The sequence below is a fragment of the Nocardia tenerifensis NBRC 101015 genome (assembly GCF_000308715.1).
Lineage (GTDB): Bacteria > Actinomycetota > Actinomycetes > Mycobacteriales > Mycobacteriaceae > Nocardia > Nocardia tenerifensis.
On sequence record NZ_BAGH01000274.1, the window covers coordinates 1 to 11,825 of the forward strand.

General features: G+C 69.7%; 10 protein-coding genes. 4 read left to right on the forward strand and 6 right to left on the reverse strand.

Translation table 11 applies throughout. From position 1 onward, the window contains the following. Positions 1-68 precede the first annotated feature (68 nt). From ON39_RS21140 to ON39_RS21155, 4 genes are all read right to left on the reverse strand, one after another. Entirely contained in the window at positions 69-791 is a 723-nt protein-coding gene (locus ON39_RS21140; RefSeq protein WP_040736927.1) for an anti-sigma factor, read from the reverse strand. Further along, on the reverse strand, positions 784-1,458 hold the full coding sequence (sigK, locus tag ON39_RS21145) for an ECF RNA polymerase sigma factor SigK (RefSeq protein ID WP_040736930.1): 675 nt from the start codon (positions 1,456-1,458) through the stop codon (positions 784-786). Before sigK ends, ON39_RS21140 begins: the two co-directional genes overlap by 8 nt. A 69-nt stretch (positions 1,459-1,527) precedes the next feature. Beyond that, positions 1,528-2,211 (reverse strand): DUF5134 domain-containing protein, encoded by a 684-nt coding sequence (locus ON39_RS21150; RefSeq protein ID WP_040736932.1) that lies wholly within the window; start codon positions 2,209-2,211, stop codon positions 1,528-1,530. 217 nt (positions 2,212-2,428) lie between these two features. Continuing rightward, complete coding sequence (locus tag ON39_RS21155) at positions 2,429-3,466, reverse strand: AraC family transcriptional regulator (RefSeq protein WP_246003219.1); 1,038 nt, start codon at positions 3,464-3,466, stop codon at positions 2,429-2,431. Positions 3,467-3,727: 261 nt separating this feature from the next. Here ON39_RS21155 and ON39_RS21160 point away from each other — a divergent pair, with 261 nt between their 5' ends. Then, on the forward strand, positions 3,728-4,429 hold the full coding sequence (locus ON39_RS21160; protein ID WP_051186875.1) for an SDR family NAD(P)-dependent oxidoreductase: 702 nt from the start codon (positions 3,728-3,730) through the stop codon (positions 4,427-4,429). Between the two features lie 6 nt (positions 4,430-4,435). On the opposite strand, the gene ON39_RS21165 is transcribed toward ON39_RS21160, so the two are convergent. Next, positions 4,436-6,067, reverse strand: a complete 1,632-nt coding sequence (locus tag ON39_RS21165; RefSeq protein WP_040736935.1) for an acyl-CoA synthetase — start codon at positions 6,065-6,067, stop codon at positions 4,436-4,438. Between the two features lie 128 nt (positions 6,068-6,195). Between ON39_RS21165 and ON39_RS21170 the strand changes: the two genes are divergently transcribed. Next, on the forward strand, positions 6,196-6,693 hold the full coding sequence (locus tag ON39_RS21170; RefSeq protein WP_246003220.1) for a GNAT family N-acetyltransferase: 498 nt from the start codon (positions 6,196-6,198) through the stop codon (positions 6,691-6,693). Positions 6,694-6,963: 270 nt separating this feature from the next. On the opposite strand, the gene ON39_RS21175 is transcribed toward ON39_RS21170, so the two are convergent. Next, the gene (locus ON39_RS21175) at positions 6,964-8,187 is read right to left on the reverse strand and encodes an aminotransferase family protein (protein ID WP_040736936.1); all 1,224 of its coding nucleotides are present in this window, start codon (positions 8,185-8,187) and stop codon (positions 6,964-6,966) included. Positions 8,188-8,306: 119 nt separating this feature from the next. Here ON39_RS21175 and ON39_RS48915 point away from each other — a divergent pair, with 119 nt between their 5' ends. Both ON39_RS48915 and hrpA read left to right on the forward strand, forming a co-directional pair. Continuing rightward, positions 8,307-8,507 carry a hypothetical protein gene (locus tag ON39_RS48915; RefSeq protein ID WP_146251388.1) on the forward strand — a complete coding sequence of 67 codons (201 nt, stop codon included), beginning with the start codon at positions 8,307-8,309 and terminating at the stop codon, positions 8,505-8,507. Continuing rightward, the coding region (hrpA, locus tag ON39_RS21180) for an ATP-dependent RNA helicase HrpA (RefSeq protein WP_040736938.1) at positions 8,491-11,825 on the forward strand (3,335 nt) is incomplete at its 3' end. The genes ON39_RS48915 and hrpA, both read left to right, overlap by 17 nt.

Here is an 11,825-nt window from a genome sequence, read left to right on the forward strand (position 1 = left end):
TCTCGACACTCGGGGTCTCGGCACACGGCCTCTCGGTACGCGGGGTCTCGACACTCGGGGCTCCGCCCTCAGGTCAACGGCACTTCGGTGATCGGCGTCGTCGTCGGTCCCGGCGAGCCGCCGGACGGCTCGACGGTCACCGCCAGCGTCTCCCCCGGCTCGAACGCCGTGACGAACGGCTTTGCCGCCGAGGGCAATTCGGTGAGCACGCCCGCCGAACGCGGCTTCGACTCCGCCCCGGCGGGCAGCAGCCACACCTGGTAGGCCCGTCCGGAAGGCGGCGCGGACACTCCGTCGAAGGCGAGCAGCGCCAGGCGCTGCTGCGGGGAGACCTCCACCACGGCCTTGCCGCCGCCGGTCACCGGCCCCGACAGGGTGCGCGCGTCCGGCTGCCGATGCACCTGTTCCGCGCCCGGCACGTCGGGGGGCGGGGCGCCGATTCGATCGGCGACCACGGTCCCGCCGATCACCAGGCACGCCGCCGCGGCCGCCGGCACCAGCCACCGCGTGCGCCGCTGCCACGGCGAGACGGGGCGTTCGTCGACGGGCAGAGCCGCGAGGATTCGACTCTCCAGCTCCGGGGGCGGCGGCTGCGCATCCAGCTCGGCGACGCGCGCCATCACCTCGTGCATCCGCTGCACCGTGTCCGAGAACGCTTGCCGCACAGCAGGGTCGGCCTTCGCCAGCCGCTCCTCGATGTGGCGGCGCTCGAGGTCGCCGACCGCGTCCAGCGCGCACGCGTAGGCCAGGTCGAGCAGGTCCGCGTCGGTCCGCGGTGGGTTCTCAGCCATCGGCGCCTTCTACGGACAAGCAGATCTCCAGTCTCTTCAGCCCATCGCGAATGCGAGTCTTGACCGTCGGTAGCGGCACCGATAGGTGGTCCGCGACTTCACGGTACGTGCGCCCGGAGTAGTAGGCGAGCGAGATCGCCTCGCGCTGGGTGGGAGTGAGCGCGTCCAGGCAGCCGAGCACCGCCTGCTCCTCCATCCGCTGGGTCACCGACTCGGCGACGACGTCGTGGTCACGCCCCGCGTGTGCGCAGGCGTAGGCCAGATCACGAACGGCGGCGGCGGCTTCCGCGCGGACCCGGTCGACCGCGCGGCGGTGCGCGAGCATCATCAGCCAGCCCACGGGGGCCGCGAGCGCCGGGTTGTACTGATCGGCCGACGACCACACCTGGAGATACACCTCCTGCGTAACCTCCTCGGCCGTAGGGTGACTGCCCAGGATGCGCGCGGCGAGCCCGTAGACCCGCGGGCTGGTGAGCCGGTAGAAATCGGTGAACGCGGCGCGGTCACCGGTCGCGGTCGCCGTGAGCAGCGTGGCGAGCCGGTCGGCCAAGGCGGATCGGTGCCGATCGAGCTCGCCGGGCAGCCGGCGTAACGAGTCGCCGACTTCGTCCGCGTCCGGTGCTGAATCGCCGGATCGATGGGCCGACGCGAAACCGTGCTCCCTCATTCCCGAATCCCTGCCTGCATAGAGAGGGGTTCGGTATGCGACGGCGCGCGGATTGGTCTGCGGCGCCGGTCAACCCGAAACGGCGGCGATGAGCATGTAGGCGGTGCCGAGATCCATCACCACGTGCGGGACCATCGCCGACCGTCGGCGCGGACCGGTCAGTGCCACGACACACCCACTCGAGCGGAGTAGAAATCCCAGGTGGCCAGGCGTGTCGGCGGACAAGCGCGCCACGGCGACGGTGACGGCCGAGGCGTCCACCACGAACAGCGCCGTGAGGGCGAGCGCCGGAATCCGGCCGGGCCCACCGTCGTGACCATTCATCGCGTGCCCGGACATGGCGTACAGCATGGCCGCGGCGGTTACCGTGTGGTAGCCCAGCGGCACGAGCCGGTCCACCGGCACCGGGCGAGGCAGGTTGCGCCACTCCAAGACTCGGCTCACCAGCAGGGCCGCGAAGACCATGACCATCGCGGTGAGCACGCCGCGCACGGCGGACGGACTCGCACGGGCCGGGAACACCAGCATCGCGAGCATGAGCAGGCACATGATCAAATGCGCGGCGTCGGATTCGTGATACCCGGCCGAGTGGACCGGAGTCGAATCCGCTTGCCGCCAAGAACGTTCCACCACGGAAGCCACGCCGTCCGCAACGGGCGCGGCCAGCCGCACGAGCACGATCGCCCCGGCGATCACGAACGCCGCGACCACCGCCCACCGCAACGCGGCATACTCCTGCACGAACTGCACCACATCCCACCACCTCTCATCGCGGCGACCGTGGAACCTGCCCCCTTCCATGCTCGCACTCACCGACGACTAAGGGTGCCCTTTTCCGTGCCCCGCTCAATGCGACACTCGTTCGCGCAAGCTCAGCGTGCCACGCTCGGCGCGGCACGCTTGAACCGGCGGGCTCAGCACGGTCGCTCGACGCCGCGCGCTCCGTGCGGCCCGGCTGGGTGCGGAATGTTCAGCGGGGAACGGACTGTCGGTAGCGGTCGACTGCTGAGCGGGCGAATCGGCCTGGGGAGACGCCGCGCCATTGTTTGAATGCGTTCGAGAAGCTCGGGGCGCCTGAGTAGCCCATTCGGAATGCGACGTCTTCTACGGTCAGGCCGGTGGAGAGGAGCTCTTCGGCTAGGGCGCCGAAGGTTTCCGCGCAGAGTTGGCGGTAGGAGGTGCCTTCCTCGGCCAGCCTGCGGCGCATGGTGCGCAGGCTCATGTGCAGGCCGGCGGCGACGTCCTCCTGACTGAGCCGGCCGTTCATCTGATGCATCAGCATCGCGCGCACCGAGCCGGCGACGCCTTGCCGCAGGCCGCGTCGCTGGAGCAGGTCGTCGCACTGCTCCTCGAACAGCTGCGCGGTGAGCGGACTCGCCTGCGGCATGGGCTCATTGATGCCGCTGGCGTCGAAGACCGCGGTCTGCAACTCCGGTGACTCGCTGCTCGGGATCTCGAACTGGTCGAAGATGGGCGCCAGTCGCGGCAGCAGGCCACCGGCGACCTCGACGCGCACGACGGGCGGCGGCACGCCGAACACCAGGAACCAGTTCGTCAGCAGCGCGGACACGTCGCGCTCGGCGAGAAAACCGCGCAGCTGCGCAGGCAACTCCCGGTCGTCGCCGTAGAGCCAGATCTCCTCGCCGCGATAGACGTGCCAGGCCCGGGAGAACGAGGTCATCAAGCTGAAATACCGCATGGCGACCTCGATCGCCTGCCGCATCGTCGGACTGCTGAGCACGGCGAGAGCGAACACGCCGAGGGAGGTGATGTGGGTGCGGGAGCCCGCCTCGAAGCCGAGTCCCGGCTTGTCGTCGAGCAGCGTGACGAGATTGCGGACTATGGCGAGCTCCTGCGCGGCGGTGATCTCCGCGCCGGGAGTCTTCAGCACGCGCGGGTCGAGTTCCGTGCCGTGCAGGCACTGATATTGCGTGAGGCCGTGATCCTCTCCGAGCTCGACGAGGATCACCGCGTGTGTCACCGAACGCCGCCACTCCCAAGAGGCCACCGATCCATCGTTGCCTGCGGTGGCCGATACGCGCAAGGTTTTTGGCCGGAGATCGTATGTTCCTCTCTCCCAGAGCAGTTCGGGGCCGCGCAGTAAACCGTCCGTCCGGTTCGACCTGGCCCCTTCGGAACGTTCCGACCGGAGTCCGCAGAAAAGTGTGCGAACGGTGGCCGGATTGCGCAAAGGGCTGACCCGATATCGCATGGAGCCCCGTCCAGCGACCCCATAGCGTTGAAAGGAGACTAAGGCAGGCGAAAACATATGTCTCGTAAGACACTCGCTGGCAAACGCGTCGCGATCACCGGGGGCGCGCACGGCATCGGCCGCGAGACCGCGCTGGCGTTCCTGGCGCAGGGGGCCGACGTCGTCCTCGGCGACGTGGACATGGGCGCGGTGCGCACGGTCGCGGATCAGCTCACCAGAGCCCACAAAGGCACGGCGATCGGGTTGCCGCTCGACGTCACCGACAGCGCCCGCTTCGGCAGCTTCCTCACCTTCGCCGAACGCAGGCTCGGCGGCCTCGACGTAATGGTGAACGCCGCCGACGTCATGCCGTCCGGGCCGTTTCTCGCGGAGTCGGCGGCCGAGTCGGACCGGCAGATCGATGTCAACCTGCGCGCGGTGATCATCGGAACCCGGCTCGCCGCAGAACGATTCGCCGGTCAGGGGCAGGGCCACGTGGTGAACATCGGCACGGCGGCCGGGGTCCCGGCTGCACTCGGCGTGGCGGTGTACTGCGCGACCAAGCACGGTGTCGTCGGTCTCGGCGCGGCGCTCGATCAGGAGCTGTCCGAGCGCGGGGTGATCGTCAGCACCGTCGCCTCCGGATCGCTGGCGGATCCGGCGGCGGTCGCCGACTCCGTGGTCGACTGCGTCGCGCATCGGCGCGGCGGGCTGATCAGCGTGCCCGCGCCCGGCGGGTTACTGCGCCGGGCGTTCTTTCGCGCCGGGTCGCCCCGCTGAACGCGATCAGAGTTCGCGCAGAACGCGTTTGAGAACTTTCCCGCTGGGGTTGCGCGGCAGTTCATCGATGAACACGACGTCGCGCGGCACCTTGAAGCGCGCGAGATGGGTCTTGACGTGCTCGCGCACCTCCTCCTCGGTGAGCGAATGCCCTTCCCGCACAACGATAGCCGCGCGCAACCGCTGTCCGTAACGCTCGTCGTCCACGCCGAACGCGCTCACCTCCGCGACCGCCGGGTGCGCGGCGAGCAGCTCCTCGACCTCGCTCGGGAAGACGTTCTCACCACCGGAGACGATCATGTCGTCGTCTCGTCCGTCGACGAAAAGCCTTCCCGCACTGTCGAAGTGGCCGACGTCCCCGGTGGACATCAGCTTGCCGACGCGCGCCTTGTCGCCACCGCCGGTGTAGCCCTCGAACTGAAAGGTGTTGCCGACGAAGATGCGACCGGTCTGCCCGGCGGGCAGCTCCGCGCCGTGCTCGTCGAGAATCTTCACGATCGTGCTCGACACCGGCCTGCCCACGCAGCCCGGCTCGGCCGCCAGGTCGTCGGGGGTCGCGACGGTCGCATAGGCCACCTCGGTGGAGCCGTACATGTTGTAGACCACCGGACCGAATGCCTCGGTCACCCTCGTGCACAGCTCGGCCCCGAGCTGCGAGCCGGCGACGAAGATGATCCGCAGCGCGGAGAGGTCTTGTCCGGCAAAGGCTTCCGGTCCGAGGTCGACCAGCCGCTGGAGCATCACCGGCACCGCGACCAGCGCGGTGGCGCGGTGCCGGTGCAGGCTGTCGAGCACGGCGCGCGGGTCGAAGCGGCGGCGGAGCACCAGCGTCGAGCCGAAGCCGAGCGCGATGAACGCGTGCGCGAAGCCGAGCGTATGAAACAGCGGCGCAGGGCATTCGGTGATCTCACGGGCCCGGAACGGCACCTTGTCGAGGATCGCGCCGAGCGGGGCCAGCGACGTCGGTTCCTTACGCGGCGCGCCCTTCGGGGTGCCGGTGGTCCCGCTGGTGAGCAGGACGATCTTCGCGGTGGTGGTCGGGCGGCGCGGGGTCGCACGGGACGCGCCCGCGATCAAATTGTCCAGAGTGTCGACGCCGGGTTGCTCGGCCCAGGCGCGGTAGCGACCGCGCGGCGGGGTGAGGTCGCCGAGGATGTCGGCGTACTCCTCGTCGAACACCAGCACGTCCGCGCCCTCCCTTGCGACCACCTCGCGCAGCTGCGGGCCCGCGAAGTCGGTGTTCAGCAACACGATTCGGGCGCCGCACTTGGCCGCGGCGAACACCGCGTAGTGGAAACCGCGATGGTTGCGCGCCAGGATCGCCACGACCTCGCCGTCTTGCAGGCCGCGGGCGCGCCACGCATTGGCCAGCGCGCTGGTGCGGTCGTCGAGTTCGCGGAAGGTGATCGTGCCGAGTTCGTCGATGAGCGCCGCGCGGTCGCGGTAGCGCAGGGCCGCGATGGTGGGGATCGCGCCGGTCATGCCGTAGCGCAGCACGGCCGCGCCGACCTTGGCGAGCCGGTCGGGGCGCTCCGGGGTCACCAGGCCCGCCCGCACGGCCAGGGATGCGTAGTAGGTTTCGTCGGCGGCGCGGCGGGCGACGCCGGCCGCCAGCGCGGCGACCTTGGCGAGCTTCATGTTTCAGCCTCCCTGGCCGGACGGCTGGGTCCGCCGAGCAAGTGCGGGCAAGTGCCCTCTCATTAAAGCGTGTGCGGCCGGGCCCGTCGAGGGATCATGCCCGCGCACCCGCACTGCATGATGGACGAATGTCTAGCAACACCGACCGGTCTGCTATCGCCGCCCCGTCCCTGCGCATCGTCGTCGACGATCTGTCCGGACCGGAGATCGCCGCCCTGCTCACCGAGCACCTGACGGAGATGGCCGCGCACTCCCCCGCCGAGAGCATGCACGCCCTCGACCTCGCGGCGCTGCGCCGCCCGGAGATCACCTTCTGGAGCGCCTGGGACTGCGACACGCTGGCCGGCTGCGCCGCGCTGAAACGACTCGACGACGAGCACGCCGAGATCAAGTCCATGCGCACTGCCGCGACGCACCAGCGCCGCGGCGTCGCCTCGATCCTGTTGCGCCACTTGCTCGCCGAGGCGACGGCGCGCGGATATCGGCGGGTGAGCCTGGAGACGGGCGCGCCCGAGTTCTTCGCCCCGGCCCAGAAGCTCTACGCCGCACACGGTTTCGAGTACTGCGAGCCGTTCGGCGATTACCGGCTCGACCCGTTCAGTGTCTTCATGACCCGCGTGCTGTGAACTTCCGCACCGGGTTACGCCTGCGGTGCGGGAGCGTTTCGCCAACGGTGTGAGAGCGCTTCGCTTGCGACACGGGAGCGGTTCGCCCGCAGCACAGACGTTTTGCCCGCAGCACAGGAGTGGTCCGCCTCCCACGCGGAACCAGTCCGCCTGCGGGCCGGGAGCATTCACCCGCAGGACGGGAGCGGTTCGCCCGCGGCACAGCACCGTTCGCCCGCAGCACAGACGTTCCGGCCGCACCACGGGAGCGGTTCGCCGTAGGAGGTCGACTCAACCGAGCGCGCGGGTGAAGCCCTCCACCATCTCGTCGACCTGAGCATCGGTCATCACGAACGATGGCGAGATCTGCATCGCGCCCTGGCCTGCGGCACGGCTCGAAACGCCGTGCGCACGCAGCGTTTTCACCATCGGCAGCCCCTCGGCGGAATCGGCGAGCTGGACGGCGGCGACGGCGCCGAGCCCGCTGCGCACCTCGGCGACGCGCGGGTGCTCGGCCAGCGGGGCGAGCTTCTCGTGCAGCGTGGCCTCCAGCCGGGCCGACTCGTCGAGCAGGTTCTCCCGCTCGACGATGTCGAGGTTGGCCAGCGCGGCCGCCGCGGCGCCCGCGTGCCCGCCGTAGGTGTAGCCGTGGCGCCACCAGACGCCGCCGGCGAAGAACGGCTCGGCGATGTGCGGCGCGATGAACACCGCGCCCATCGGGACGTAGCCGGAGGTGAGGCCCTTGGCGGTGGTCATCAGGTCCGGTCGCAGGTCGAAGCGCGAGGAGGCGAACCAGGAGCCGCCGATGCGGCCGAAGCCGGTGACGACCTCGTCGGCGACGAAGAGGATGTCGTGCTCGCGGCAGATGCGGCGCACCTCGGCGAGGTAGCCGTCCGGCGGCAGGTAGATGCCGCCCGCGCCGATGATCGGCTCGCAGAAGAACGCCGCGATGCGTTCGGCGCCGATCTCCTCGATCAGCGCGAGCAGCGACTTCGGGTCGTCCCACTCGATGGTGCGCGCGTCGGCCATCAGCTCGCCGTAGTTCTCGCGGTTGCCGGGGATGCCCGCCAGCGCGGTGCCCGCGACGTGCATGCCGTGGTAGGCCTTCTGCCTGCCGACCACGATCGTCTTGTCCGGCCGGCCGAGCTCGTGCCAGTAGCGGCGGGCGAGCTTGGCGGCGGTGTCGATCGAGTCCGAGCCGCCGGAGGTGAAGAAGATCTTGCTGCCCGGCACCGGCGCCAGCGCGGAGAGCCGCTCGGCCAGCTCCTGCGTGGCCGGCTCGGTGAAGTCGCCGAAGTTGGAGTAGTGCGCGACGCGGCGCAGCTGGGCGGCGACCGCGTCGGCGATCTCGGCGCGGCCGTGGCCGACGTTGGTGAACCAGAGTCCGGCCGTCGCGTCCAGGTAGCGGTTGTCCGCGGTGTCGTAGATATAGGCGCCCTCGCCACGGGCGACGACGAACGCGCCGTCCCGCTCGACCACACCCATGTCGGCAAATCCATGCCATAGCGAGTTCATGTGTCCACCTTTACCGGAGGAAGGTGTCGCCCTCCGAATCGCGCCCGGGGCCCACCTGCTCATCGATTGCGTCGATACGCCTTACACCAGCGCGAATACCCCGGCAGGAGGGATCATGTATGGCCATCGACACGTCGGTGCCCGCGGCGGGTAACCGTGCCGGATGCGATGTTCATCGCCCGATCCTCGCATATCAAGACCCGTTGACCAGGCTCGACCTGGTGACCCGCACACTGTCGGCTACCCGCTGGCGACGCCTGACGGAAATACCGGTTGCCGCCCTTCGCTACGCTTATGAGTGCGATGACCAGGACAGCTGATACCGGACCCCGCGAGCTCCGCACCCGCCTGGCGAATCTCTCCCTCCGCGACGAATACCGGCTGCGCCGCAGGCTCGATCGGGCGCGCGGCGGCGACCTCGGTGAGGTCGAGGCCGAGATCGCCGCGGCCGAGCTCCGCATCGACGCGCGCCGCGCCGCCGTGCCGCCGATCCGCTACCCCGAGCAGCTGCCGGTCACCCAGCGCCGCGAGGACATCGCCGAGGCCATCGCCGCGCACCAGGTGGTGATCGTGGCGGGCGAGACCGGCTCCGGCAAGACCACCCAGATCCCGAAGATCTGCCTGGAGCTCGGGCGCGGCATCCGCGGCACCATCGGCCACACCCAGCCGCGCAGGTTGGCCGCGCGCACCGTCGCCGAGCGCATCGCCGAGGAGCTCGGCACCGAGCTGGGCGACGTCGTCGGCTACACGGTCCGCTTCACCGACCACGCCTCCGACCGCACGCTGATCAAGCTGATGACCGACGGCATCCTGCTCGCCGAGATCCAGCGCGACCGGCTGCTGCGCCGCTACGACACGATCATCATCGACGAGGCGCACGAACGCAGCCTCAATATCGACTTCCTGCTCGGCTACCTCAAACAGCTGCTGCCGCGCAGGCCCGACCTGAAGGTGATCATCACCTCGGCGACCATCGATCCGGAACTGTTCGCCAGGCACTTCGCCGACGAGAACGGCACTCCCGCACCGATTGTCGAGGTCTCCGGCCGGTCATACCCCGTCGAGCTGCGCTACCGGCCGCTGTCGCTGGAGCTGCCCGGCGGCGACGACGAAGACGACGAGGACACCAGGGTGGTCGACCGTGACCCGGTGGACGCCATCGGCGACGCGGTCACCGAGCTGTTCGCGGAGGGCGACGGCGATGTGCTGGTGTTCCTGTCCGGCGAACGCGAGATCCGCGACGCCGCAGACGCTTTGCGCGATCTTAAGTTGCCCCGCACGGAGATCCTGCCGCTCTACGCGCGGCTGTCCACCGCCGAACAGCACCGCGTGTTCGCGCCGCACCCCGGTCGCCGGGTGGTGCTCGCGACCAACGTCGCGGAGACATCGCTGACCGTTCCCGGCATCCGCTACGTGATCGACCCTGGCACAGCGCGCATTTCGCGCTACTCGATGCGCACCAAGGTGCAGCGGCTACCCATCGAACCGGTCTCGCAGGCCTCGGCCCGCCAGCGCGCGGGCCGCTGCGGTCGCGTCGCCGACGGCATCTGCATCCGGCTGTACTCCGAGGACGACTTCGAATCCCGGCCCGCCTTCACCGAACCGGAGATCCTGCGCACGAATCTGGCCGCCGTCATCCTGCAGATGACCGCGCTCGGGCTCGGCGATATCGAGAACTTCCCGTTCGTCGAGGCGCCGGACAAGCGGGCCATTCGCGACGGCATCGCACTGCTGGAGGAGCTCGGCGCGCTCGGACGACGCACGGGCGCAACCGAATCCGACGCCGGGCTCACGCTGACCCCGATCGGGCGCGACATGGCACAGCTCCCGGTGGATCCGCGCATGGCGCGCATGCTGGTGCAGGCGCACGGCAGCGGATGCCTCGCCGAGGTGCTGATCATCGTTGCCGCGCTGTCGATTCAGGACGTGCGCGAGCGGCCCGCCGACAATCAGCAGGCCGCCGACGCCAAGCACGCCCGGTTCATCGTCGAGGGCTCCGACTTCCTCGCCTACCTGCGGCTGTGGGACTACCTGACGGAGCAGCGGAAGTCGTTGTCGTCCAACCAATTCCGGCGGATGTGCCGGGAGGAGTTCCTGCACTACCTGCGGATCAGGGAGTGGCAGGATCTGCACGGGCAGCTGCGCACCATTACCAAGGGGCTCGGCTGGTCGACAGAAAAGGCTCGTGACGAGGCCTCCGGACGCGATCAACCGAACGGTGCGGAAAAAGGCGAAGGCGGTGCGCGGCGCCGGCGACGCGGCGGCAAGGGTGCTCCCGACACCCCGAGCGCTCCGAGCCAGAACGAAGCACATGGACGCTCGGGCACGGACGCACCGGACGACGCCGGGCGCGGCCCCGGTGGGCGCGCGCCCTCGAACCGGCAGAATGGATTCGCGGAAACATCAGGCGGGCAACGAAATTCGAAGAGACGACGCGGAAACTCACCGCAGGCGGCCGGCGGCTCCACGCTCGAAACCGACGACATGCCGTGGGATTCCACGGGAATCCATCAGGCCCTGCTGGCCGGCATGCTCTCCCACATCGGCGTGCGCGAGGCGGAGTCGCGCGAGTTCCTCGGCGCGCGCAACGCCAAGTTCATGATCTTCCCCGGCTCGTCGCTGGCGAAGAAGCCGCCGCGCTGGGTGATGGCCGCGGAGCTGGTCGAGACCTCGCGGCTGTGGGGCCGCATCGCGGCCAAGGTGGAGCCGGAGTGGGCCGAGCGGCTCGCGGGCGACCTCGTCAAACGTACCTACTCGGAGCCGCACTGGTCGGCCAAGCGCGGCGCGGCCAGCGCCTACGAGCGGGTCACCCTGTACGGCATTCCGCTGGTGACCGGCAGGCAGGTCGACTACGGCCGCATCGACCCGGAACGCTCGCGCGAACTGTTCATCAGACACGCGCTGGTGCAGGGCGAGTGGCAGACCCGCCACGAGTTCTTCCACCGCAACCGCGAATTGATCGACGACGTCGCCGATCTCGAGCATCGGGCCCGCCGCCGCGACATCCTCGTCGACGACGAGGTGCTGTTCGAGTTCTACGACAAGCGCCTGCCCGCCGACATCGTGTCCGTGCGGCACTTCGACAGCTGGTGGAAGTCCGCGCGCCGCAAAGACCCGGCGCTGCTGGACTTCTCGACCTCGACCGTCGTCAACGAGGGCACGGCGGCGCTGGACCCGGCCGCCTTCCCCGATGCCTGGCGCCAAGGCGAGCTGAGCTTCCCGCTCACCTACCAATTCGAGCCCGGCAACGAGGAGGACGGCGTCACCGTCCGCATCCCGGTCGAGCAGCTGGCCCATGTGCGGGCCGTGGGCTTCGACTGGCTGGTGCCCGGCATGCGCGAGGAGCTCGCCGCGGCCTTGATCAAGACCTTGCCGAAGGCGTTGCGGCGCAGCGTCGTTCCGGCCCCCGACTTCGCGGCGGCGGCTCTGGCCGCGCTCACCCCGCGCGCGGAGCCGCTGCGGATCGGGCTGGCGCGGGAACTGTCGCGTCTGGGTTCGATCACGGTCGATCCGTCCGATCTCGACGTCGCCGCGCTGCCGGACCATCTGCGGATGACCTTCGCGGCCGTCGACGCGAAGGGGCGCGTGCTCGCGCGCGACAAGAACCTCGCGACGCTGAAAACCCAACTGGCCGACCA